Source organism: Sutterella sp. AM11-39 (genome assembly GCF_003472385.1).
GTDB classification, from domain to species: Bacteria; Pseudomonadota; Gammaproteobacteria; order Burkholderiales; family Burkholderiaceae_F; genus Duodenibacillus; species Duodenibacillus intestinigallinarum.
Map to the genome: position 1 here is coordinate 195,730 of NZ_QRLV01000003.1, position 25,156 is coordinate 220,885.

18 protein-coding genes and 3 tRNA genes are annotated in these 25,156 nt (G+C 54.4%); 18 read left to right on the plus strand and 3 right to left on the minus strand.

The annotated features are described in order from the left end of the window. Window positions 1–23: 23 nt before the first annotated feature. Together hydG and DW133_RS04165 are read left to right on the plus strand one after the other, a co-directional pair. A complete protein-coding gene (gene hydG / locus DW133_RS04160; RefSeq protein WP_233542108.1) occupies window positions 24–1,454 on the plus strand; it encodes a [FeFe] hydrogenase H-cluster radical SAM maturase HydG in 1,431 nt (476 codons plus the stop codon). Window positions 1,455–1,620: 166 nt separating this feature from the next. Beyond that, window positions 1,621–2,970 carry an ATP-binding protein gene (locus DW133_RS04165; RefSeq protein ID WP_118275381.1) on the plus strand — a complete coding sequence of 450 codons (1,350 nt, stop codon included), beginning with the start codon at window positions 1,621–1,623 and terminating at the stop codon, window positions 2,968–2,970. A gap of 100 nt (window positions 2,971–3,070) precedes the next feature. On the opposite strand, the gene DW133_RS04170 is transcribed toward DW133_RS04165, so the two are convergent. After that, window positions 3,071–4,513 carry an aspartate ammonia-lyase gene (locus tag DW133_RS04170; protein ID WP_118275382.1) on the minus strand — a complete coding sequence of 481 codons (1,443 nt, stop codon included), beginning with the start codon at window positions 4,511–4,513 and terminating at the stop codon, window positions 3,071–3,073. A 229-nt stretch (window positions 4,514–4,742) separates the two neighbouring features. On the opposite strand from DW133_RS04170, the gene DW133_RS04175 reads away from it, so the two are divergent. Continuing rightward, window positions 4,743–5,696, plus strand: a complete 954-nt coding sequence (locus DW133_RS04175; RefSeq protein ID WP_118275383.1) for a LysR family transcriptional regulator — start codon at window positions 4,743–4,745, stop codon at window positions 5,694–5,696. Window positions 5,697–5,854: 158 nt separating this feature from the next. Here DW133_RS04175 and DW133_RS04180 read toward each other — a convergent pair whose 3' ends face one another. After that, window positions 5,855–7,414 (minus strand): FGGY-family carbohydrate kinase, encoded by a 1,560-nt coding sequence (locus DW133_RS04180; RefSeq protein ID WP_118275384.1) that lies wholly within the window; start codon window positions 7,412–7,414, stop codon window positions 5,855–5,857. 313 nt (window positions 7,415–7,727) lie between these two features. Here DW133_RS04180 and tig point away from each other — a divergent pair, with 313 nt between their 5' ends. From tig to DW133_RS04225, 9 genes are all read left to right on the plus strand, one after another. Then, window positions 7,728–9,110 (plus strand): trigger factor, encoded by a 1,383-nt coding sequence (gene tig / locus DW133_RS04185; protein ID WP_147408865.1) that lies wholly within the window; start codon window positions 7,728–7,730, stop codon window positions 9,108–9,110. A 238-nt stretch (window positions 9,111–9,348) separates the two neighbouring features. Then, window positions 9,349–9,951, plus strand: a complete 603-nt coding sequence (gene clpP, locus DW133_RS04190; protein ID WP_118275386.1) for an ATP-dependent Clp endopeptidase proteolytic subunit ClpP — start codon at window positions 9,349–9,351, stop codon at window positions 9,949–9,951. Window positions 9,952–9,971: 20 nt separating this feature from the next. Next, window positions 9,972–11,270, plus strand: coding sequence for an ATP-dependent Clp protease ATP-binding subunit ClpX (clpX, locus tag DW133_RS04195; protein ID WP_118275387.1), 1,299 nt, complete (start codon window positions 9,972–9,974; stop codon window positions 11,268–11,270). Between the two features lie 343 nt (window positions 11,271–11,613). Further along, window positions 11,614–14,133 (plus strand): endopeptidase La, encoded by a 2,520-nt coding sequence (lon, locus tag DW133_RS04200; RefSeq protein WP_233542109.1) that lies wholly within the window; start codon window positions 11,614–11,616, stop codon window positions 14,131–14,133. A gap of 264 nt (window positions 14,134–14,397) precedes the next feature. Next, on the plus strand, window positions 14,398–14,670 hold the full coding sequence (locus DW133_RS04205) for an HU family DNA-binding protein (RefSeq protein ID WP_118275388.1): 273 nt from the start codon (window positions 14,398–14,400) through the stop codon (window positions 14,668–14,670). A gap of 32 nt (window positions 14,671–14,702) precedes the next feature. Beyond that, window positions 14,703–14,778: transfer RNA gene (locus DW133_RS04210), tRNA-Val, on the plus strand. Between the two features lie 443 nt (window positions 14,779–15,221). Continuing rightward, complete coding sequence (locus DW133_RS04215) at window positions 15,222–16,247, plus strand: ABC transporter substrate-binding protein (RefSeq protein ID WP_118275389.1); 1,026 nt, start codon at window positions 15,222–15,224, stop codon at window positions 16,245–16,247. 57 nt (window positions 16,248–16,304) lie between these two features. Next, on the plus strand, window positions 16,305–17,126 hold the full coding sequence (locus tag DW133_RS04220) for an ABC transporter ATP-binding protein (RefSeq protein ID WP_118275390.1): 822 nt from the start codon (window positions 16,305–16,307) through the stop codon (window positions 17,124–17,126). A 33-nt stretch (window positions 17,127–17,159) separates the two neighbouring features. Next, window positions 17,160–18,005, plus strand: coding sequence for an ABC transporter permease (locus DW133_RS04225; protein WP_118275391.1), 846 nt, complete (start codon window positions 17,160–17,162; stop codon window positions 18,003–18,005). Between the two features lie 63 nt (window positions 18,006–18,068). Here DW133_RS04225 and DW133_RS04230 read toward each other — a convergent pair whose 3' ends face one another. Further along, window positions 18,069–19,025 carry a LysR family transcriptional regulator gene (locus tag DW133_RS04230; RefSeq protein ID WP_118275392.1) on the minus strand — a complete coding sequence of 319 codons (957 nt, stop codon included), beginning with the start codon at window positions 19,023–19,025 and terminating at the stop codon, window positions 18,069–18,071. 184 nt (window positions 19,026–19,209) lie between these two features. Here DW133_RS04230 and DW133_RS04235 point away from each other — a divergent pair, with 184 nt between their 5' ends. The 6 genes from DW133_RS04235 (at window position 19,210) to DW133_RS04260 (ending at window position 24,956) form a co-directional block, all read left to right on the plus strand. Further along, a complete protein-coding gene (locus DW133_RS04235; RefSeq protein WP_118275393.1) occupies window positions 19,210–20,754 on the plus strand; it encodes a flavocytochrome c in 1,545 nt (514 codons plus the stop codon). 264 nt (window positions 20,755–21,018) lie between these two features. Continuing rightward, window positions 21,019–22,233 carry an MFS transporter gene (locus tag DW133_RS04240; protein WP_118275394.1) on the plus strand — a complete coding sequence of 405 codons (1,215 nt, stop codon included), beginning with the start codon at window positions 21,019–21,021 and terminating at the stop codon, window positions 22,231–22,233. Window positions 22,234–22,251: 18 nt separating this feature from the next. After that, window positions 22,252–22,929, plus strand: a complete 678-nt coding sequence (locus DW133_RS04245) for a GNAT family N-acetyltransferase (protein WP_199588789.1) — start codon at window positions 22,252–22,254, stop codon at window positions 22,927–22,929. 169 nt (window positions 22,930–23,098) lie between these two features. Further along, the gene (locus tag DW133_RS04250) at window positions 23,099–24,508 is read left to right on the plus strand and encodes an ATP-binding protein (RefSeq protein WP_118275442.1); all 1,410 of its coding nucleotides are present in this window, start codon (window positions 23,099–23,101) and stop codon (window positions 24,506–24,508) included. A gap of 264 nt (window positions 24,509–24,772) precedes the next feature. After that, a tRNA-Asp gene (locus tag DW133_RS04255) sits at window positions 24,773–24,849 on the plus strand. A 30-nt stretch (window positions 24,850–24,879) separates the two neighbouring features. Further along, window positions 24,880–24,956: transfer RNA gene (locus DW133_RS04260), tRNA-Asp, on the plus strand. Window positions 24,957–25,156 lie beyond the last annotated feature (200 nt).

The following is a 25,156-nucleotide window of genomic DNA, read 5'->3' on the forward strand; positions in this document are numbered from 1 at the left end:
CACGCATTTCAGGAGTCACAGCCGTGAGCATCCCTTACGATCCGCGCTCGACGCGCGCAGAAGAGTTCATCAACGACGAGGAAGTTCTTGCTTCTCTGGCCTACGGTGAAGAAAACAAGAATAACGCAGCCCTGATTGATCAGCTGCTCGACAAGGTGATGACCTTCAAGGGGCTTACTCACCGCGAAGCGGCTGTGCTGCTTGCCAACGATGATCCGGAAGTCACTAAGCGCATTTTCGACGCCGCCATTAAGGTGAAGGAACACATCTACGGCAAGCGCATCGTGCTTTTTGCGCCGCTCTACCTCTCCAACTACTGCATCAACGGCTGCACATACTGCCCGTATCACGCCAAGAACAAGCACATCGTGCGCAAGAAGCTCACGATGGAGGAAATCGAGCGTGAAGTGATTGCACTGCAGGACCTCGGTCACAAGCGTCTGCTTCTCGAAGCGGGCGAACACCCGAAGTACAACCCGATCGAATACATCCTTGACGCCATCAAGACGATTTATTCGATCAAGCACAAGAACGGCGCCATCCGCCGCGTCAACGTCAACATCGCGGCAACGACCGTAGAAAACTACAAGAAGCTGCACGACGCCCAGATCGGTACCTATCAACTCTTCCAGGAAACGTATCACAAGCCGACCTACGAAGAGCTGCACCCGAAGGGACCGAAGTCCGACTATTGCTATCACACGGAGGCGCACGACCGCGCCATGCAGGCCGGCATCGACGACGTGGGTCTCGGCGTACTCTTCGGACTTAATCTCTATCGCTACGATCTCATTGCGCTCCTGATGCACGCCGAACACTTGGAAGCCACCTACGGCTGCGGTCCGCACACGATCTCCGTGCCCCGCATCTGCCCGGCCGACGACATCGATCCGGCAACGTTCTCCAACGCGGTGCCCGACGACGTGTTCCTTAAGGTCGTGGCTTTGATCCGTCTGTCCGTGCCTTATACCGGCATGATCATGTCGACGCGTGAAAGCGCGCGCATCCGTACCGAAGCGCTCAAGCTCGGCGTGTCGCAGATTTCGGGCGGCTCTCGCACGTCCGTGGGCGGCTACACGATCAAGGACATCACCAAAATCGAAAACACGGCACAGTTCGACACGAGCGACCGCCGCAGCCTCGATGAAGTGGTGCATTGGCTCCTGGACAACCACTATCTGCCGAGCTTCTGCACGGCGTGCTACCGCGCCGGCCGCACGGGCGACCGCTTCATGGAATTTGCCAAGGACGGCTCCATTGCCCGCTACTGCCAGGCCAACGCCGTGATGACGATGAAGGAATATCTGTGCGATTACGCGAGCCCCGCCACGAAGGAAGCTGGCGAACGCGTGATTGCCAACGAAATTCCGAAGATCTGTCACGAGAAGATGCGCATTGCCTGCGAAAAACGCATCATCCGCATCGAAGAAGGCGAACGCGACTTCCGCTTCTAACCTGTCGACTTCCTAGCAAAACGCCGCCCGAGGAATGACTTCTTCCGGCGGCATTTGATTTTTCTGAATGTCACAATCAAATCCCCTTTTTGCCTAAAACCTTAACAATATTAAGCTTAACAGTGTTAAGATTTTGTAGAATCTCAGAAAAAGAAAGGTATCGATCGTGAAATTCTTCGGCAGAAAGGACGAAATCCGGACACTCCAACGACAACTTGAGCTGTGCGAAAAAAGAAAATGCGCCCGCATGGCCGTTGTAACGGGGCGCAGGAGAGTCGGCAAAACGAAGCTTATCCTCAAGGCATTGGAAGGCCGCAAGGTGCCTTTTGCCTACTGCTTTGTGCCGCGCGTCACCTCTGAGGCCCAGCTCTCTGCGCAGATCATTGCAATGCTCTCTGAGCAGCTCGCGATCAAATTCCCGCCTGCGCTCACAAGTTTGGCCGAAACGGTGGGCTATGTTCTTGAGCTTTCGAAGACGAGGCCCATGGTGCTCGTCATAGATGAGTGCCAGGAGATTGACGGCTTTGCTCCTGCCTTTTGGTCGCAATTGCAGAAAGTGTGGGATTTGGGCAAGAACGAAGCCCGATTGCTGCTGGTGATGAGCGGCTCCTTGCAGTCGAGCCTGGAGCGTATCTTCGGCAGCAGAAGTGAACCGTTGTACGGCCGTTGCGATGTGTTGATGACCCTGCAGCCGTTCTCAACAAGTTTGATGCGAGAGATTTTTCTGCACGAGTCTTCGAACGCGGAGGCAGCGGATTTCCTGATGCTTTATGCCGTCACGGGCGGCGTTGCTCGCTACGTGGAATACTTCGCCGACAATGAAGCGATGACGCGCGAAGCAATGTTGCGGCTTATCTTCTCAAACGACGGCAGTTGGTTTCGCTCGGAAGGCAATGTGATGCTTGCCAACGAGTTTCGAGTCTCTTCTTCGATTTACCTTGAAATCCTGCAGAAAATTGCCTCAGGTGCCACGAAACGCTCTGAGATTCAAGACAACATCGCGCAGGATGTGTCGGCATATATCAAGAGACTCGAAGAGCTGTTCGGCATTGTTCAGCGAGTGAGTCCGCTTCTCGGAGAAAACCGTTCGCGGCAGATACGCTATCGCATTGCGGATCCGTACTTTCGATTCTGGTTGCGTTTCATCTCGACGGCGCAAATGCAGGCGCTTGCCGAAGCCGGGCAATGGGAACGCATGATCGGGCTCACTAAAGCCGGATTGCCGACATTTCTGGGACGCAGTCTCGAACATTGGTTTGTCCGCTCAACGATCGAAAGCGGTCAGTGGGATCAAGTCGGCAGCTGGTGGGATCGGAAAGGTCAAAACGAAATTGATCTGATCGCGATTGATCGAGAAGCCAAGCGCCTTTTGATCGGTGAGGTGAAAACCAATCCGCAGAAATTGGATGAGACAAAGCTGCGCGGCAAGGTACAAGTTTTTCTTCAGGAGCAGAAACTGTCGGACTATTCCGTTGAGCTCCGAGGATTCTCTGTTCAAGACATGTTCGGTGCCTGAATTTGCAGTGATACGGTCTAATGTGTCGTTCCGACAAACAAAGCGCCGCCCGAGGAAAGGCTCTTCAGGCGGCGTTTGCGCGTTCAGGCGTCTGGCCGGATTAGATAAGGATGCCGAGTTCTTTTTTGAAGCGGGCCACGATGGGAGCCATCTTTTCGGGTTCAGCCATCAAAAGCGGATCAACGAGAACGTCGGCCTGCTCCGGCGTCATCAGTTTCAGTTCGATCACGGCTTGTTTGACATCACAGCCCTTTTCTTCACAGTAGTGGGCAACGCGCACGCCTTCCGGATAGCCGAAAGTGGCAGCTACAACCGTACTCAGCGCAATCGATTCCAGAGCTTCTGTCTTACAGCGGGCGACATTGGCCGTGATGCCCTCAACGCAGTGTTCACGCAAAATCGGAATTTCGGCTCCGAGGATCTGCATGTTTTCAAAGAGGCACTTGTAGAAGGTTGCATCCCAGACGTTGAGGTCGAGCTCGCCTTCGTCGACGGCCATGGTGATGGCCACGTCGTTGCCGCAGACCTGATGAGCAATCTGAATGACCATCTCTGGAACTGTCGGGTTGATCTTGCCTGGCATGATGGAGCTTCCCGGGGACAGAGCGGGAAGATTGATTTCCATCCAACCAGCGCGCGGTCCCGAACTCATCAGGCGCAAATCCTTGCTGATCTTGGACAGCGTGACGGCAAAGGACTTGACTGCGCCCGAGACGGCAAGGAAAAAGTCCGGATTTTGGAAACCGTCGAAGAGATTGGGATTGGGGTGGACCGTCTCACCCACAATTTCGGAGATGTGCTTATAAAACGCGTCCGTATACCCAGGAGCGGCTCCGAGCCCCGTGCCAACGGCGTTGCCGCCCATGATCAATTCAAAGCAGCCGCCGCGAAGAGCTCGAAGCACTTTGACCTGACGGCGAACGGCGCTGGCAAAGCCTGAAAACTCCTGCCCGAGCGTGACGGGCAGTGCGTCCTGCCAGCAGGTGCGGCCGACCTTAACGATTTCTTTGAATTCTTTGGCCTTGGCATCAAATGCGTCGGCGAGTTTTTCGCCTTCGGCGACGATTACGTCCAAACGCGGAGCGATAGCCAGATGCGTTGCAGACGGGATGGTGTCGTTGGTGGACTGCGCCATGTTGACGTGCGTATTGGGGTGCACGGCATCTTGTCCCTTGTGGCCGGTCATCAGTTCGTTGGCCAGATTGCCGATCACTTCATTGACGTTCATGTTGACGCAGGTGTAGCCGCCGCCCTGCCACATATCGAGCGGAAACTCCTTTTCAAATCCTCCGGCGATCACTTTGTCGCAAGCCTGTTCAATGGCTTTTGCAATTTCAGGCTTCAGAGCTCCGATTTCGGCGTTGGCCAAGGCGCAGGCCTTCTTGATTTTGCAAAGCGCGATGTGCATGTCCGGGTAGGCAATCACGGGAAAGCCCGCTGCGCCCGAAACCTTGAGCATGCGAGTTGTTTGAATGCCGTAGTAACGGTCATTGGGGATGGACATTTCACCGAGGCAATCGCGTTCAATACGGGTGTCGGTCATATTGAATTCTCCGAAGGCTCCGTTTTTGGGGTGGAGTCAGTAATCAATGATTCAAAAATTTTGAACGATTAGTGGAAGTCAGTGCGGTGTTGCTGAACTGAAATTTTGGATTGAAAATCAAATAAAAGACATATTATTTAAGCGAAGAACATTTTCATCTTTTATGACTATGAACGGCAAGTCAGTTCAGGTTTGTTCAAACTTTTGTTAATTATTTCTGAACATAGAAATGCAGACCGAATTAGATCTCAAAGGATTGCAGGCGTTTTTGACTGTTGTGGAACACAGGACCGTACGCAAAGCGGCACAAGTACTGGATGTGACGCCTTCGGCGGTTTCTCAATCCATTGTCGGCTTGGAGAAAAGTCTTGGTGTTGAGTTGTTTATTCGAGATGCGCGACCGTTAAGACTGACGCCTGCCGGCCGGCGAATGCTTCAGAGCGGTGAGCATCTGATGGGAGAGGTATGTCGACTCAAAGCCCGCGTCTGTGCGGAGACGTTGTCGATGCAGGAGTTGAGGCTTGGGCTTGGAGAGTCTGTGACCACAACCATGAGTCCTTGGTTGTTGGCACGACTGTATAAAAAGGTGGCCAACCTGGTCGTCTATTCCGGTTTGGCCCAACCGATGTCTGAGAAGCTCAGGAACGGGGCGCTGGACGTCGTGATCTGTTCCGGAGCTCAATTGGAGGGTGAGAAATGGTCATGGCAGTCTGCTTACGAGGAAGAGTTTCTTTTGGTTTGTTCACGAACTCTGCCGTCGGTGAGTTCGGTTGAAGATTTAAGGCATGTCGCGCAGACGCATCCCTACATTTGCTACAACCAAGAAAGCTCGGATCAAATACAAGCAAACCGCATACTGAATTCAAGCGGTATTTTTTCGACGGAACGCATTGCGGTTTCGTCGAGTTACGCCGTTGTCGGTTTAGTTGCACAAGCCGGTGGTTTCGCTTTGTTGCCGCCGTCCGATGTGTGGTGCGGACGACAGTTTTTGTCAGATGTTCGGTTTTGCCGGTTACCTGTTTCTCTGCGAGAGACGAGGAAGATGTGGGTGGTGGGCGGAGCCAATCGGGGAATCGAAGCAATAGAACTTGTCCGGTCGCTTGCGGTTGAAGTCATGCGAGAACAGATGCTCGAAGAATTCAAAAACGCGGCGCCGGGCTTGGAGCAATTTGTGCGGCTTTGACACTGACTATACCGGTCGACTCTTCACCGGAAGGCTGACCTTAATCGCATCAGGCTTAACGGCGTTAAGGTGATGCAACAACGTCGGCTCGATTCAAAAAAACTGCCTGCAGTTTTTACCGCAGGCAGTTCGTTAATCTGACAGAATCGGCCGAATTATTACTTCTCGACCTTGGTCTCGCGCATCTGCATGAGCGTGGCGTAAGCGGGCTGCAGATCGGTCTTCACAAGCTTCGTCTTGAGATCGAAAAGCTTGCGGTAAAGCGTCGAGTTGTCGGCGTTGGACGTGTACTCGGCGTCCTTGATGATCGTCTTTTCCAAAAGCGGACGCACATCTTCAATGTGACCGGCTGCCTTGGCAGCAAACACGCAGTTCGTCACCACGGCGCCGCCCGCATTGCGGTAGCGGACAACCGTTGCGTTCAACATATCAGCCTTGATCTGATTCCAGAGAGAATCGCGGCTGCCGCCTTCCGTGACGGTGATGCGGTTAAGGTCCACGCCTGCCGCACGATAGGTGTCCGTGATTTCCATGTAGTCGTAGCCGATGGCTTCCAGAACGGCGCGCCACTGCACGAACTGATCGTCGTCCAGGGTCATGTTGAGGAACATGCCGCTGGCGCCCTTGAATTCGCCGGTGCCGCCGGTGAGGTAGGGGAGGAAAACCACGCCGTTGCTGCCTGCAGGCACTTCTTCGGCCTTTTCCGACAACACGCGGTAGTAGCTCGAGTCGTCAGCTTTCTGGCAAATGTTGTCCTTGAACCAGCGAAGCGACAAACCGCCCGTACGGATGAAGCCCCAGTAGAAGTAGGTGTTTTCGAGCGTGCCGCTGTTAAAGATCAGGCCCGAGCCCTTCTTGGAGAGTTCCGGAACGATGCCTTTGGTGGACACGCAGAACATGGCGCAGGTGCCAGCCACGTCCACGCCCTGACCGGCTTCGAAAACGCCTGAGCCCAGCATCGACTGCATCGTGTCGCCTGCGCCAGCGCAGACAGGAGTGCCCGCAACGAGCCCCGTGCGCGCGGCCATTTCTTCGCTCACACCGCCCACAATGTCCCAGGGCTTGAGAATGCGGGGCATGTACTTCTTGTCGATGCCCAGGATGTCGAGCTGCTCGTCGGACCATTCCTTCTTTTCGACCTTGTAGCCGAGACCCCAGCCTGACATCGCACCCCAGTCGATGAAGGCGTCTTCGCCCTTGAGGCCTGCGAGGTTCATAAGGATGTAGGGAGCGTTATGCACGAATTTCACGCCCTTCTTGCGGAAGTCTTCGCTGTTGGCGAGGAACCAGCGGGCAAACATGGCCGGGAACATGCAGTTGGTTTCCGGGTTGCCGGTTTCACGTCCCCAGATGTCGAGGTTCTTGGCGTTGATTGCGTCAACGTCAGCCTGCGTGCGGCTGTCGAGATAATTGATATAGGGTGTGACGGCTTTGCCGTTTTCGTCCACACCGCAGATGCCGCAGATGATGCCGTCACCCATGACGGCGGCGATGTCGGACGGACTGTAGCCTTTGCCCTTGATGGCCTCGACGGTCTTCTTCATGCACTCAACGGTGATGTTGAGAAACTCATCGATGTTCATCTGCACCCAGCCCGGCTGCGGGTAGTGCAGAGTGGTGGGAAGCGAGTGCGACGCGACCGGATTGAAGTTTTCGTCGTAGACGGCAACCTTAACCGACTGCGTGCCGGCATCGAAACCCATGTAAAGCTTTGCCATGTTCAATTATTCCTAAGAATCGTTAGCGGTCATTTTTCGAGCAAGCATTGTACGCAGGTTTTCTAGGTGTTTTTTCCTAGGTGCCGGCAGGAAAAGTGTTTCTGAAAGTACCGAGCCGAGAGAGTGTCGGTTAGGGGCGAACTCGGAGCGCGGTGCACGTTGAAAAAAGTCGTGTTTTTTCAGGTCTCTCTTTGGTATAATCCGGCGCTTACGGGCGTTTTTTGGCCCTTTTGTACCGAATTTTTAACCGACTGTCTGCGCTTTGTTCCCGGCGATTCGCCGAGGTTTCGGGCGCTTTGAGAAAGAAAAAACAATGACCGAAAATCAAGAAGCTGTGAAGGCTGAAGAAACCGTTCAGGAAGAAAAGGCTGTTGCCGCTACCCAGGAAGCCGCTGCCGAAAAGAAGGAAGAAGCCGTCAACCCGAATCTGCGCACTCTTGAAGTGACGATCGACGGCAAGGAATTCCAGGACGGCGTGACCAAGGAACTGCGTCGCCTTTCCAAGAAGGCCAAGATGCCGGGCTTCCGTCCGGGCCATGTGCCGTTTGCCATGGTTGAGGCCATGTACGGTCAGCAGGCTTCCGCCGAAGTCATCAACACGCTGCTCGAACGCGAAGCCAACAAGGCCATGCGCGACGGTCAGTACCGTGTTGTCGGCCAGTTCGACGCCAAGCCGCTCGCTCCGGCCGAAGGCAGCAAGGACCTTCGTTTCGAAGTGAGCTTCGAGGTTTATCCCGACATCGTTCTGCCGGACTTCTCTTCCGTTGAACTCAAGCGCTACCTCTGCACGGTCGATGACGAAGCCGTCAACAAGACGATCGACACGATCGTCAAGCAGCGCGTCACCTTCACGAAGGAAGAAGGCCGCCAGGCTGCCGCTGAAGACCGTCTGACGGTCAACTTCACCGGCACGATCAACGGCGAAGAATTCCAGGGCGGCAAGGCCGAAGGCTTCAGCTTCGTGCTCGGTCAGGGCCGCATGCTCCCCGAATTCGAGGATGCCGCCACGGGCATGGCTGCCGGCCAGAAGAAGACCTTCTCGCTTACCTTCCCGGAAAACTACGGCAACAAGGAACTCGCCGGCAAGGAAGCTCAGTTTGAGCTCGAATGCGTGAGCGTCGAAGCTCCGCACTACCCGGAAGTCAACGATGAATTCGCGAAGTCCCTCGCTGTCGAATCCGTTGAAGTTCTCAAGACCGAAATCCGTAGCAACATCGAACGCGAAGTGCAGGAACGTCTCTACGACCGCAACCGCACCGAAGCCTTCAACGCTGCCGTCGAAGCCTTCAACTACCAGGCTCCCGCCGCCATCGTTCACTCCGAACAGGAACGTCTGCGCGAAAACTTCCAGCAGATGCTCTACGGCATGACCGGTCAGAAGAACAAGGAAGGCGCTCCGCTGGATCTCTTCCTTGAGCCCGCCAAGAAGCAGGCTCGCATCGGCATGATGATCACCGCGATCATCGACCAGAACAAGCTTGAAGCCACCGACGACGACATCAAGGCCCGCGCTTCTTTGCTCGCCGCCGCTTACGAACAGCCCGAAGAAGTGGTCGAAGACCTCGTCAAGACGCAGCGCAACAACCTTGCCAGCCGCGTCCTCGAAGAAAAGGCTCTCGAATTCCTCTTCAGCAAGGCCAAGACCACCGAAGAAACGCTCACCTTCGAGCAGCTCTCCGGCATGGGTCGCCAATAATTCGGTTCCTTGCGAACTGATCTGCGCCGACAGGCTCTGAGGCACCGGCAGTCAAGCCGTACCAAGGGCCTGTCAGGTACACGAAAGCGGGAAAAAGCAACAGAGGAGGCGTTAGCTTCCACGGGCTTTTTTCCGTTTTTGTTTCTACGGGAGCGCAAAGCTTTGAGCGCGACCGAAGCGTTGAATTTTTTACGGCTCGGCCTGTGAGGCGGAGTTCCAACAAGCGAAATATCAAATCATGCACGACATTCAAAACGCATTGATCCCGATGGTGATCGAACAGAGCGGCCGCGGTGAACGCAGCTTCGATATTTATTCGCGTCTGCTGCGCGACCGCATCGTGTTCCTGTCGGGCGAAGTCAACGACGAATCGGCAAATCTTGTGATTGCCCAGCTGTTGTTCCTTGAAAGTGAAAATCCCGACAAGGATATTTCGCTCTACATCAATAGCCCGGGCGGATCGGTTTACGCCGGTTTGGGCATCTACGACACGATGCAGTTCATCAAGCCTGACGTGCAGACGATCTGCGTGGGCATGGCCGCTTCGATGGGGGCCTTCCTTCTGGCGGCCGGCGCCAAGGGCAAGCGCTATTCGCTTCCCAACTCCCGCATCATGATTCATCAGCCCTCGGGCGGCAGCCGCGGCATGGCAAGCGATATCCAGATTCAGGCTCGCGAAATCCAGGACCTCAAGGGGCTCTTAAACGGCATCCTTTCGGAACGTACCGGCAAGCCGCTCGACATCGTCACCCGCGACACCGACCGCGACTATTACATGAGCCCGGCCGAAGCGCTCGAATACGGCATCATTGACCGCATCTATACCCGCCGCGGCGAGTAACCCCGACATTCAAGGAAATCATGGAAAAGAATAACGAGCTTCGTTGCTCTATTTGCGGACGCCATAAGAACGACGTCGAAACGCTCATCGACACGCATCGCGGCTTTCTCATCTGCGATCGATGCATTCGCGGCATGATGTCGGCTGTCGGCGGATCTGATTCGGCTCATGGCGAGACTGCGTCTGAATCGAGCTCCGAGGCGGCAGTCGCCGATATTCTGTCGGCTCCTATTCCGACGCCGCAGAAGCTCTATGAGCATCTCGACAACTACGTGATCGGTCAGCAGCGTGCCAAGCGTGTGTTGTCCGTTGCGGTCTACAACCACTACAAGCGCTTGAAGCACAAGGCCACGGCCGAAGGCGTTGAGCTGCAAAAGTCCAACATTTTGCTGGTTGGTCCCACGGGTTCGGGCAAGACACTGCTTGCGCAGACGCTCGCGCGCACGCTCAATGTGCCGTTTGCGATTGCCGACGCCACGACGCTGACTGAAGCCGGTTACGTGGGCGAAGACGTGGAAAACATCATCCACAAGCTGTTGCTTTCGGCCGACGGCGACGTCGAGCGCGCACAGTGCGGCATTGTCTATCTCGATGAAATCGACAAGATTGCCCGCAAGAGCGAAAATCCGTCGATCACGCGCGACGTTTCGGGCGAAGGCGTTCAGCAGGCGCTTTTGAAACTCATCGAAGGCACGGTCTGCAATGTGCCTGCAGAAGGCGGACGTAAGAATCCTCGCGGCAAGATGGTGGCGGTTGACACGAGCAACATCCTCTTTATCTGCGGCGGCGCCTTTGACGGACTTGAAAAGATCGTTCGCCGCCGTTCCGTGAAAAGCGGCATCGGTTTCAGCGCGCAGGTGCACAGCGAATCGCAGGAAACGCTCACCGACCTTTTTGCGCAGGCCGAACCTGCCGATCTGGTGAAATACGGTTTGATTCCCGAACTCGTGGGGCGTCTGCCGGTTGTCGCCACGCTTGACGAACTCGACGAAAAGGCTTTCATCTCGATTCTCACCGAACCGAAGAACGCTTTGATCAAGCAGTTCGCTGAACTGTTTGCCATGGAAGGCGTCACGTTCGAAACCACGCCTGAAGCGCTTGCCGCCATTGCTCACAAGGCGATGCAACGCAAGACCGGCGCTCGAGGTCTTCGCAGCATTGTGGAATCGTCCCTGCTCGATGCCATGTTTGAAGTGCCCGCCAAGCCCGAAGTCGGTACTGTGAAGCTTGAGGTCGAAGGTGACGTCAAGGAAGGCAATGTGCGCGCCGAACTCATCGAAGGGCCCCGCACTGCCGTTCAGGCTTCTGTCGACAAGTAAGAGGCCTTCTCCTAAGGCGGAGAATCCTCTTTCCGATCGCCAATTTTTATGAGGAGAGCAAGACGGTCTGCGGGCTGTCTTGCCTCTGACTCAGACGGCCGTAATCGGTCGCTTTTGCATCTTTCTTTGCCTGATCTTCAGTTATTTTTGCCAACCATGAGCAAACAGTCGGTTTGCTGCGGTTGGGCGACTCCGTTTGTTCGTACAATGGAATCAACACAAGGCGCAAGCCTGCCGGATAGACTCTTTTGTTTCGCGGAGCATTCGTTCGGCTTGAAAATGGCTGAAATTGTCTCCATATAAGCTGTCCGGAAAACTTTTTTCGATTACGAGAACCCGATTTATGACTGAAAACGTTAACGTCACGCAAGCCGCGCCGATGCAGGCTCCTTTGCTTCCCATCCGCGACCTGGTGGTGTTTCCTCACACGGTGCTTCCGCTTTTCATCGGCCGTCCGCTTACGATTCGTTCCGTGCGCACTGCCATGAACGGCGACAGAAAGATTGCGCTGGTGACCCAGAAGGAAAGCGGCAGGGACGATCCCAAGCTTGAAGATTTGTACAAGACGGGAACCCTGGCGCGTGTGCTTCAGATGCTCAAACTGCCCGACGGCACTCTTAAAGTGCTCGTTGAGGCCGACGAGCGCATTGACATTCAAAGCATCCTCTCCAATCCGAAGGACGGCTACAGCGCAACCTACACGCCGCATCCGTGCGTGGTGCAGGGAACGACCAACGAAGAGGCCTCCCGCCGAGCTGTCCTGCAGCGCTTCATCGAATACGCACAGGAAAGCAAGAAGCTGCCCGAAGAGGTGCTACAGCCGATTCGCGAAAGCGCGACGGCCATGGCTTTGGCCGACGCTGTTGCCAGCCAACTGCCCGTTGACAATGCCCGCAAGCAGAAGATTCTGGACCAGACGACGCTTCAGGGGTGCCTGAACGAAATCATCGACATTCTTGACAACGAAATGGACATTTTGGCGGTCGAACGCCGTATCCATGGCCGCGTCAAGAAGCAGATGGAGAAGAATCAGCGCAACTACTACCTCAACGAGCAGATCAAGGCGATCCGCAAGGAACTCGGTGCCGACGATGAAGCAGCCGACGGCAACGACGAAATCACGATCCTGCGCGACAAGATCAAGGCCTGCGGCATGCCTGCCAAGACCGAGGAAAAGGCCTTGGAAGAACTCAACAAGCTAAAGCAGATGTCGCCTTCGAACGCCGAAGCCACGGTGGTTCGCGGCTACATCGAAACGCTGATTTCGCTGCCCTGGAAGGAAAAGACCGAAGTCAACAAGGATCTCCAGAAGGCCGAGGAAATCCTCAACGCCGATCACTGGGGGCTGGAAAAGGTCAAGGAGCGCATCCTGGAATACCTGGCCGTGCAGCGTCGAGTCGACAAGATCAAGTCGCCGATTCTGTGTCTGGTGGGCGCTCCCGGCGTCGGCAAGACCAGTCTCGGTGAATCGATCGCCCGCGCCACGGGCCGCAAGTACGTGCGCGTGGCTTTGGGCGGCGTGCAGGATTCGAGCGACATCCGCGGTCACCGCCGTACCTACATCGGTTCGATGCCGGGCAAGATCATCCAGGCCATGGCCAAGGTGGGCGTGAAAAATCCGCTCTTCCTTTTGGACGAAATCGACAAGATCGGTTCCGGCGTGCGGGGCGATCCTTCGGCCGCTTTGCTCGAAGTACTCGATCCCGAACAGAATCGCGAGTTCGAAGATCACTATGTGGATGTGGGTTTTGACCTTTCCGACGTGATGTTCGTGGCAACGAGCAACAGCTACGCCATCGATCCGCCTTTGCTCGATCGTATGGAAACCATCGATCTTGCGGGCTATACCGAAGACGAAAAGGTGCATATTGCGATGGAGCATCTCCTTCCGAAGCAGATGCGCTTGAACGGACTCAAGAAGACCGAAGCCGAAATCACCCAGGAAGCGGTGCTCGACATCATTCGCTTCTACACGCGTGAAGCCGGCGTGCGCGGTCTGGAACGCGCCATCAGCAAGATCCTTCGCAAGATTGTCCGTCAGCAGTGCGAGCGTGAGGATGAAATGGCCGCCAAGGCCGCCCAAGCCGGCACCGAAGAAGTCAAGAGCGCGAAGGTGCGCGTGCGTAAGGTTCGCGTGACTCCGAAAAACCTGCACGACTATCTGGGCGTTCGCAAGTTCACGTACGGCGTGGCGCCTACGGAAGCTCGCGTCGGTCAGGTCAACGGCCTTGCCTGGACCAGCGTGGGCGGAGATACGCTTGCGGTGGAAGCCGTGTGCTTCCCCGGCCGCGGCAATGTGGTTCGTACCGGCTCGCTGGGCGACGTGATGAAGGAAAGCGTGCAGGCTGCCTTGAGCGTGGTTCGTGCCCGCGCCGCCAAGCTTGGCATTGATCCGGAAATCTTCGCCAAGACCGACTGGCACATCCACTTCCCCGAAGGAGCCGTTCCGAAGGACGGTCCGAGTGCCGGCGCCGCCATCACGACGGCTTTGGCTTCCGCGATGACCGGCATTGCGGTTCGCAGCGACATCGCCATGACCGGTGAAATTACGCTGCGCGGTGAAGTGCTTGAAATCGGCGGTCTGAAGGAAAAGCTTCTTGCGGCCGTTCGAGCCGGGATCAAGAAGGTTCTAATTCCGGAAGAAAACGTCAAGGACCTCGAGGAAGTTCCTGACAACGTCAAGCAGGCTGTGGAGATCGTCCCGGTTCGCTGGATCGACAAGGTGCTTGAGGAGGCGCTTGTGAGCAAACCCACTCCGCTTGAGCCTAAGAAGGATAAGGAGGTTGTCGCCGACGTCGTCGCGCAGGCTCAGGACTCCGACTCCGGAGAACCGACGACTGCCGGTGGTCACTGCAACTGCTGATGCAGCAGTCGTCTGACTGACGCCGTAAAGACGCCCGTTTGAGAAAGTCTCGAGCGGGCGTTTTCCTGCCCGGAGAGGCGAAACGCGGCCCAAAAGGCTCGAGAGAGAAGCTTTGTTGGACAAAAGTGACGCAAAAAAACCAACATTGCCTTATTTTTCTGGGCTTTCGTGTGATTTTGCTTGGTCTCGCGCAGTTTTTAGGCTATAGTGCTCAGGATTTTTCTTTGACCGCCCTCAGGGCGTAACAACACTAAGGGGATACCCATGAACAAGAACGAACTGATCGAACAGATCGCCGTGTCTGCCGACATCACCAAGGCTAAGGCCGGCCTTGCTCTCGAAGCTTTCATCGAAGCTGTGACGACCTCCCTGCAGAAGGGTGAGGACGTGTCGTTGGTTGGCTTCGGCACCTTCACGGTTTCCGAACGCTCTGAACGCACGGGTCGCAACCCGCAGACCGGCGAAACCATCAAGATCGCCGCTTGCAAGCAGCCGAAGTTCCGCGCTGGCAAAAAGCTTAAGGATGCTGTACAATAATTGACTCGTTTGATGACGAGCTGAAAAAGGTCGGATGCTTAGCTCAGTTGGTAGAGCGGCGCCCTTACAAGGCGTAGGTCGGGAGTTCGAGACTCTCAGCATCCACCACCAATACAGCTGATAGAACCTCGCAGGATGTTGATTTTGCGAGGTTTTTTGTCGTCCGTGGGTTGTTCTAGGCAATTTCAATTATTGACGTGTAAAAATCAACGCGCTACCGTTTCACGCATCGGTGCTCCGGTGAGCACCATCGATGGGAAACGCAAATGACGCATATACGACCGACTCTTATTGAGAAGAGCCCTCTTGCGAAGGCCTACGGTCGATTGTGCCTGCTGTCTCTGGGTCTGCTGCTATCGGTAGACACGGAGAGGGCGTGCGCGGGTGCGTCGGCGCAGGAAGTGTAAGAAGAGGGGAGTCGAGTTACCGAAAGACTTCAACGAAATCCGAAGCTTCCAACGACCTTCGAAGACTAAAAATCAAGACAATACGTCACTGGACAACAGACGCACACCTTTCGGGGATGTGCGTTTTTTATTAGGGAGACAAAAATGCCTTTCACTCGTCGTCAACTCATCGCCTCAGCCGCTGCGGCTACCGCCATGTGTTCCGTGCCGCCGGTCTTTGCGAGCAGCAAGTCCGTCAAAATCGCTGTGGGCGGCAAGGCGCTCTACTACTACCTGCCGATCTCCATTGCCGAAAGTCTCGGTTACTTCAAGGATGAAGGACTTGACGTCGAGATCATTGATTTTCAGGGGGGCTCGCGCTCCTTGCAGGCCGTTGTCGGCGGCTCCGCAGATGTTGTGTCGGGCGCTTTCGAGCACACCTTGTCGATGCAAGCCCGAGGCCAAGCAATGCAGGCATTTGTCCTGCAGGGCAGAGCGCCGCAGTGCGTCTTTGCAGTGAGCAACAAAACGATGCCTGATTTCAAGTCGATGGCCGAGCTCAAAGGCAAGAAGATCGGCGTGACGGCTCCGGGCTCAAGCTCGCACGCGATTGCCATCTTCATTCTGCGCAATGCCGGCATTGAACCCAAGGACGTCTCCTTTATCGGCGTGGGCGCGTCGGCTGCTGCTGTCGCCGCGATGCGCGCAGGACAGATTGATGCGTTTGTCAATCTCGATCCGGTGATCGCCACGCTCGAAAAGGACAATGTGATCCGCATCGTGGCCGATACGCGTGTCGTGGAAGAAAGCGACAAGATTTTCGGCGGTCCCATGGTTGCTGGCTGTCTCTACGCGCCGACGCGCTACATCAAGGAGAATCCGGACATTGTGCAGGGACTTACCAACGCCGTGGTGCGTGCCAATCGCTGGCTTGCCAAGGCCACGGCCGAAGACATCGTCAAAGCTGTTCCGGAGTCGTATTTCCTCGGCAACAAGGATATCTACGTCACGGGCTTCTTGAAGAACCGCCCTGCGCTTTCCAAGGACGGATTCATTCCGGAACACGCGCCTGAGATCTCCTTTAAGTCGCTGCAGATCATCAACGACAAGCTCGCCGACTTCAAGCCTGACTACAAGGCGGTCTTTACGAACCGTTTCGTGGAAGCGGCGCACAAGAAGTACCCTGACTGAGCGGTGCGTATTTGAGCATAGGCAAGTTCATTTTTGAAAAACAACACTAAGAATCAAATGTCTCAAGCTGCAATAGAACTCAAAGGCATTGCCTGTACTTTTGTGAGTGACGATTCCGGGACCCTGTCCACCTACACGGCTGTCAAAAATGTGGATCTGACGGTGGCCGACGGTGAGTTTGTGAGTGTCGTCGGCCCCACCGGCTGCGGCAAATCCACACTGCTCAATATGAGCGCAGGACTTTTGGAGCCCAGCGCCGGTACTGTCAGCATCTTCGGTGAACCGCTTGTCGGCCTCAATCGCCGAGCCGGATACATGTTTCAGGCCGACAGCCTGATGCCCTGGAAGAGTGCTTTGGACAATGTGGCGGCAGGACTTCTTTTCGAGGGGGTGCCTGAGAAAGAGGCTGCTCAAAGAGCCCGCGAGTGGTTGGCGCGCGTCGGGTTGACCGGGTTTGAAGATCGTTATCCGCACCATCTCTCGGGCGGCATGAGAAAGCGCGTGGCGATGGCTCAGACGCTGATCAAGGATCCCGACATCATTCTGATGGACGAATCTTTTTCCGCGCTTGACATTCAGACGCGTCAGCTGATGGAAAACGAGCTTCTTAACCTCTGGCAGGCAAAGCGCAAAGCCGTGCTTTTCATCACGCACGACTTGGACGAGGCCATCTCCATGAGCGATCGCGTCGTGGTGATGAGTGCGGGCCCCGAGAGCCATCCCATCGGTGAGTTTACGATTGATCTGCCCAGACCCCGAGATGTCAGTGAGGTACGCGTGACGCCCCGATTCATTGAGCTGCACACGGCCATCTGGTCGGTGTTGCGTGAAGAGGTTTTGAAGGGCTACGCGCAGCAGCAAAGAAAAGTACAACCGTAGAAAAAAGCGGAAATTAGACTCGGGAGACAAAGAATGAACAGCAATCAAGTGGCAAAGTACCGTCTCAAACTTCGAGTTTGGCAATTCGGGCTTCTGGCTGCGATCTTTTTCGTTTGGTGGGCGCTCACCAAACCAGGTCTCATACCTGCCTTCGTTTTTGATAACGATAATCAAGCGGCGTTTTTCTTCGGCGAACCGCTGGTGATTTTCTCGAGAATTTGGGATTGGTTTGTCGTCAACGCTGACATTTATGCGCACTTGTGGACGACGCTTGTGGAAACGATACTTGCGTTTGCTTTCGGCACGGTAAGCGGCGGTTTGGTCGGCATGTGGCTTGCGCTGTCGCCCTTTGCTGCGGCGGTGGCCGATCCCTTTATCAAGGGGCTCAACTCCATGCCCCGCGTGATTCTCGCTCCGATCTTTGCGGTGTGGTTCGGTTTGGGTATTGCCAGCAAGGTGGCGCTGGGCGTCACGCTCGTTTTCTTCATCGTGTTCTTCAACGTCTATCAGGGCGTGCGTGAGGTAAACCCGAATGTGTTGGCGTCGGCTCGCATGCTTGGTGCCAATCGGCAGCAGTTGCTCAAGAACGTTTATCTGCCGTCTGCCATGAGCTGGGTGTTTTCATCTCTTCATACGTCGGTCGGCATGGCGTTTGTCGGCGCGGTGGTCGGTGAATACCTTGGTTCAAGCCACGGTGTTGGCTACCTGATTCTTCAGGCCGAAGGTGTCTTTGACATCAACACCGTCATGGCGGGGATTCTTGTGCTCACAGCGTTTGCCTTGGTGCTTGACTGGATCGTGGGCGTTGTCGAACGCCGCGCCATGCGTTGGCAGCCTCGAGCAGGGACTTCTACAACGCTCAAAGGCGGCAGTCTCTAGTAGCGTTCTGCGAGCAAAACGAGTAAAGAGGCCGGTGTCCTGCTACAGGTGCCAGCCTCTTTTTTATCGGCTGTTGAGATCTCGTTCGAGGAAGAATTTGTGCATGTGACGCAGACGCATGGCCGAAGCCTTTTTCTCGTACTCCGCAAACAGTCTGCAGAAATTAAGAATTCTGCTGTCCGTCACACGTTCGTCACAAACGGCGATGGTCAAATCCCAGGGCGGCCTGTGCCAGCCGGCAAGCACCCGAACTAAACGCCCTTGTTCGATTTCGTGTCGACAAATGTGAAATGACAGGTCGACAGCAATTCCTTCCGCAGCCAACAGCACCTCTTTTCCCGTCAGGACATCTCCGGCAAAGGCAATGCGCTTATACATCAGCGGCGTGCGTTTTTCACCACAGATCAGTTCCTTCGTTGTCGGATAATTTCTGCCGCTTCGAATGATCAGATCGTGTTCGGCGAGATCCTTGGGTTCAAGCGGTTCACCCCGAGTCTTGAGGTAATCCGGCGAAGCCAGCAGACAGTTTTCGGTATAACCGATATGCCAAAGCCTCAGACCTTCTGCCGGCGGTCTGTAGGGCAGGTAAGCCACATCGGCCTTGCCTTCGAAGAGATCTTGATGATCAATGTCCGAAAGAATCTCAAGCCGCAGGTTGGGATCGATTCTTTCGTACCGTTTTAGAAAGTCAAAGACCGAGCTGCGGGAGATGTTTACGGGAATGCCCATGCGCACGACAATCGGCATTGCCAGACATTGCCGGGCAGCTTCTTCAAGTCGGCAGTGTGCGTCAGCGAGCGCTTTTGCATAGGGTAAAAGCGCTCGACCCGATGCCGTGAGTTGTACCGGTCGGTGCGTATGGTCAATGAGGTCAATGCCCAAATCAGCTTCAAGCCGCCCGATCATCCTCGAACAAGCGGCCATATCTTTGTCGACCGCCACGGCAGCCGAGAAAAAGCCTTCGCCCGCCGAAAGCGCAAGAAGTGTTTTCCAAGCCTTGATGTTTTCCGTAACCCGCACCGACCTTATTCCTCAAAACGTTTGTTTGTCGTTTTGACAATTAATTTTAGGCGGAAGTGTCGCTAAATATCTTTTTGACAGTAAAAATGAAAACAGAACGCAAGACTAACAGGACCGTAACGGGCCTTGAGCTGAACAGGCCGGATATTCGGTTTGTGTCAAGTCCAAATGGGAGAGAAAAGTTATGACAACACAGCTAAATCGCCGCACATTTCTAACTGCAGGATCGGCTGCCGCAGCCGCTGCGTTGATTCCGGCAAGCGTATCGGCAAAGTGCACTGACCCGATGCCCGCCAAATGGGACGTGACAGTTGACGTTCTTGTAATCGGCTCGGGATTTGCAGGCCTTGCCTGCGCCATTGAGGCCAGGAAGGCCGGAGCCAGTGTGCTGGTTCTTGAAAAAATGCGCGCCTACGGAGGCAACTCCACCATCAACGGAGGCATCATGTCGGTCCCCGGAAATGCGGCGCAGAAAAAACTCGGCATCAAGGACTCCCCGGAACTTCTTGCCGAAGATATGATCCGCGAAGGTCTCGGATACAACTATCCGGATAAAGTTCTCACAATGGCCAAACAGGCCATGGCCACGTACGAATGGACGGTCAACGAGTTGCATGTCGAGTGGATTCCGGATCGCGTCGGTGCGGAAGGCGGACATTCTGTTCCTCGCCATCTTTTCACAGTCAACGGATCGGGATCGGAAATCGTCAAAAAGGAATACGACTACTGCAAGAAACTCGGTGTGGAAGTTCGGCTTCGTACCTATGTCGAAGAGATCATTCGAGACGGGGATGGCCGCGTAAAAGGACTCAAGGTGCGTGAAGGCTATCGGTTCCCGGACGCCAAATCCGGCAAGGTGAAATTTATCCGTGCCCGAAAAGGAGTGGCTCTATGCTACGGCGGTTTTGGAGCGGACGTTAAGTTCCGTATGAAATTTGACCCGAAGTTGACGGATAAGTTCGATACCACAAACCAGCCCGGTGCCACTTCTGAGATGTGGCGAGAAGCTTCCCGCATCGGCTGCAATGTCATTCAGGAGGACTGGATTCAGTGCGGTCCATGGAATTCGCCTGAAGAAAAAGGCATGGGCATTGCTCTTTACTTTGCGCAAGGCGCCGCTGCCACGCAGGGTGTTTGGGTCGACTGTGCAACGGGCAAGCGCTTTATCAATGAATTGGCAAACCGCAAAGTTCGCGCGGATGCTGTGATCAATAACAGCAACAAAGGCCATATGTCGATTGCCATAGCGGACGCGCCGACAATCGAAAGAACGATTGCAAAAACCCGTCCCGGTATTTTCGAAAAACAGCTCGAACGCGGTGTTGTTCATAAATTCGACACGCTTGAAGCTTTGGCTTCCGAATACAAGATCCCTCTCGAGGCTTTGAAAAAGACAATTGCGGATTACAACGCTGCTCTGGCCGCCGGCAAGGGCGATGAAATGGGGCGCTATTTCGCACCCGGTGCCAAGCCCATGGGCACGGCTCCTTTCTATTGCTCTATTCTCTCGCCCAAAGTTCATCATTGCATGGGCGGCGTTGAGACGAACAATAAGGGACAGGTGATCGACATCAAGACCGACAATCCCATTGCCGGCCTGTATGCCGCAGGTGAAGCCACCGGCGGCGTGCATGGAGCTGTTCGTCTGGGAAGCTGCGCTACGCTGGATTGCCTTGTCAACGGCCGCATCATCGGTAAGGAAATCGCCAAGGAAAAGCCTTGGTGCTAACGGAATAGATGGTTGATTTGGGTTTCCCGAATCAACCATCAATGAAGTGGTATGGAATTTTTGGACTCCTAAGTGTCCAAAAAATCCGTACTGCTTCAAGGTAACCCAGTCAGTGACTTGTTCGAAGGAGCCGAAAAAACGATGTAATCGGCTGACCCGTGTCGAAAAATTGCCGAATTTTGTGAGCAACCTATCCTTCGGGATGTGGCGCGCTTGGGATGGTGGAATAATCTCGCTCCCATACCGTTCCGCAAACAAAAGACTATGACCACCGTCTTTCACAAGTCACTTGCCAAGACCGACAACGATTTTCCGCGCCGCGGCCTCACATTTGTGGCCGCCACAGCCTGTCTTATCTGCACCTTTATTGCAGCGGCCATCGCCATTCCGATGATGGCCGAGTGGCGAAGCGGGCTGAGCTTGAGCGAATCCGAAATAGCCATGACGGTGGTGAGCTATTTCGCCGGTTGCGTGCTCACGCTTTTTTTCTTTGCGCGCCTTTCGAATTTCTTCGGCCGCAAGCCGGTGGTTCTCGCTGCACTTTTGCTCGGCATGGCGGCAAGCCTTATGTACGCCAATGCACTTGAGGCTTCTGAAATCTATATCGGTCGTTTTCTGCAGGGTTTTTCCTGCGGCTTTGCGTCCAGTGCCGCGATGTCCTGGGTGGTTGACTCGGCCCCGCTCAAGTATCCCTGGCTCGGCACGGCTCTGACGGCGGCAGGGCCCAATATCGGTTTGTCGCTCGGTACTCTGATCACAGGTGTGGTGCTTGAAAGCGGTGTTTTGACGCCTGCCGAACTTTTTGACTGCGCTGTTGTGCTTCTCGTTGTTTGTTCCGGGTTGGCGTTTGCTTCCACCGAAACCATGCGCTTTGGAAGCGAATCTCTGGGCAGCGTCTTTGTACCCAAGATCGCCTTGCCTGTGCACCTGCGTCGTCGTTTTTTCGCAAGCGCCATTGCTTTTGTCGGAACCTGGGGTGTTGGCAGCTTTCTTCAAGGCTTTTCGGCGTATCTGTGTCAGGCTGTCTTCGGACACAGCAATGCACTCCTTGCCGGTGTCCTGTATCTCGTTTTGATCGTTCCCAATGCGACCATGGGTGTCTTTGCCGGGCGATTTGAGCCCCGTCCCACACTCAAGCGCTCCATTTTGCTCTTTACAGCGGCAGCTCTGGTGGCTTTCGGAACGCTCATTCATCCGTCCGTGTGGGTATTGTTGATCAGTATTGCCTTGACAGGTGCTGGCAACGGTGCGGCCTGTTCAAGCGGTCTGCGTTTCCTCCTGGCGGGAACTTCGATTCAGGAACGTGCCGGCGTCATCTCGGCACTTTATTTGTCGGCTTACGTGGGCTCGGTGATTCCCAACCTCGTGATTGCTTCCATGCCGATGCCGGTGACGGAAACCATGATGGCCATCGGCTTTTCCGCTTGGGTGTTGCTGACGCTGATCGGTGTCTGGGGATGTCTGGCTCGAGTCCGCTAAACTGCGGCGGATAAAGGTATGCAAGAAGTTGAGCATATGGATATTGAGCTGAGATTAGAGACGCCGGCGGATTATGCGGAGACGGAAAAGGTTGTTCGCGAGGCGTTTTGGAACGTATACGCTCCGGGCTGCACGGAGCATTACCTGGTGCACGTCATGCGCAGCAGTGAAAACTTCGTGCGAGAGCTTGCCTTTGTGGCGGTTGCAGACAGCAAGATAGTCGGTTGCGTGATGTTCGTGAAGGGAACGATAGCGGGTGACGACGGTGTCGTGCGAGAGGTTCTCACGCTCGGGCCGATTGCCGTGCTTCCGGCATACCAAAAGAAGGGAGTGGGGCGCCGTTTGATTGACCACGCTCGCAAGGAAGCCATACGGCAGGGGTATGCAGCGATTGTCTTATGCGGAGATCCTCTCTACTACTCGCGAGTGGGGTTTGAGCCTGCGGAAAATTTTGGGATTCGAACGGCTGACAACAAGTACTTTGTTGCTCTACAGATCTGTCCGCTGCAGGAAAAGAGACCGGAGTCCTATGCCGGTCGCTACAGCGATGATGCCGTCTACAACATCAGCCAGGAGGCGGCGTTTGAATTTGATCAGCAATTTCCGCCGAAAGATCGCCTCGAGAACACGTCGACACAAAAACGATTGCTGGAAATTATTGAAATGCAGCGACCGTTTGACGGCGCAAAACGCTAGAGAGCCGGCTTGATTTGGTTTTTGTGCGCACTGCAAAAACTGAGGTGATTTCTACGTTTTTGGTCGAGAATTTTCAGAAAAACGTTACAAAACGCCAACTCTTGTTTTGGAAAAACGTTACGGGACGCGTTTAGAATAATCGCCAAACGTTACAAAACGGATGTTCAAAATGGCGAAAAACGTTACAAATGATCCCGATGAAAAGCTCTTTCTTGCTCGCAAAGCCCTACAGAAGCTGATTGCCTGGAAGGAAGCACCTCGACGCAGCGCTTTGTGCGTAGTTGGCGCCCGTCAGATCGGCAAAACAACGCTTATCCGTCATTTTGCGCGGCAATACTACGAACACTTTGTAGAAATAAATTTTGTGACAGAACCGAAGGCCAAGGCCGTGTTTGCCGGTTCGCTCAATGCCAATGCCATTGTCACCGCGCTCTCCGCATATCTACGTCGGCCGTTGGTTCCCGGAAAAACACTTATCTTTCTCGATGAGATTCAGGAATGCCCACAGGCGCGAGCCGCGATAAAGTTTCTGGTTGAGGACGGACGGTTTGACTACATCGAGTCAGGTTCTCTATTAGGTGTCAAGACAAATTCCGTCCCGTCTTTTCCCGTCGGTTTTGAAACGCCGTTGACGATGTATCCGTTGGACTTTTCGGAGTTTTGTATGGCTTGCGGCCTTCAGCCCGAGACTTTCGACTACCTCAAGACGTGTTTTGAGACATTGCAACCTGTAGCTGAAACCGTTCACAACAGCATGATGCAGCTCTTATACGCATACATGGTTGTCGGCGGGATGCCCCAGTGTGTCTGCACCTATATTGCCACGCACGACATCGGGCAGATCCTTGCCATCCAGAACGATATTCTTGCGCTTTACCGCCTCGACATTGCACGCTACGCTGACAGAGATAAAGAAAAGATTAGGGAAATTTTTGATGCAATTCCTTCCCAGTTGGAAGCCAAAAATCGTCGTTTCGTTCTTTCCGACATTGCGAAGTCAGCCCGGCTTCTGCGTTATGAAAATTCATTTGTCTGGCTTTCCGACGCAGGTGTGGCCTTGCCATGCTTCAACGTCACACAGCCAACATCGCCTCTGGGTTTAAGCGAAAAGCGAAATCTCTTCAAGCTTTTCTTGTGCGACACGGGTTTGCTTGCCGCAGCAAGCATGCAGAACATTCAGTTCGATATTCTGCAAGGCAACGTCGAAGTCAATCTTGGTAGCGTGCTGGAGAATCTGTTTGCGCAACAACTGCATGCCAACGGCTTTGCACTGCGTTACTACAACTCCAAACGCCTGGGAGAAGTTGATTTCGTCATCCAAAACGGACGAGACATCACTCCGATAGAGATCAAATCCGGCAAAGACTACAAAAAGCATTCTGCGCTTTCAAACGTGCTTGCGGTCGACGAATGGAATCTGAAGCGAGCCATAGTCTTTTGTCGTGGCAACATTGAAAGAAACAACGCCGTAACCTACCTGCCTTGGTATATGGTGCCGTTCGTTGTACCGGAGGAGGCTGCATCCGGAAAAATGCCTGTCATCGATTTGTCAGCGTTAAGTGATGCAATAAAAGCCTGAAACTTGAGTGAAAGTTTTCAGCGATTCTGAGAAAGCTGTTTCTGACGGCGTTCGTTGATATTTCAGGGGAAATTTTTCCGGCCTCAAAAAAATTTGTTTGAGCTCTTGGCAAATGCCTATTTTTCTGTAGAATGCGCAGTCGTTGTGCAGAACACAGCCAAGTTTTGAAAAGCAAAGAACTCATTGAGGACTTGCAATTTTCAAAAGAGTCTGTAAAATGCACGTCTCTTCAGACGAAAGTTTGGAGAACAAATTGATCCGAACGGAGTGGTAGTTCAGTTGGTTAGAATACCGGCCTGTCACGTCGGGGGTCGCGGGTTCGAGTCCCGTCCACTCCGCCACGATTAATTTGACAATTTGAAAAGCTCTGCGGAGTGGTAGTTCAGTTGGTTAGAATACCGGCCTGTCACGTCGGGGGTCGCGGGTTCGAGTCCCGTCCACTCCGCCATAGCACCAAATGCCCTGTAGATTTGCATCTTCAGGGTTTTTTATTGTCTGCAAATTCTCGTTTCAAAACAAGCGAAACGGATGGGGATGTTTGGTATCCTGCCTGTTCGCCGAGACGGTCGAAATTGAGCAACATTGCTTTTAAGGACTCTTTTTCTTCCCTGCACGGTTGATGTGTTAAGAAAAAAAGAGGCGATAACA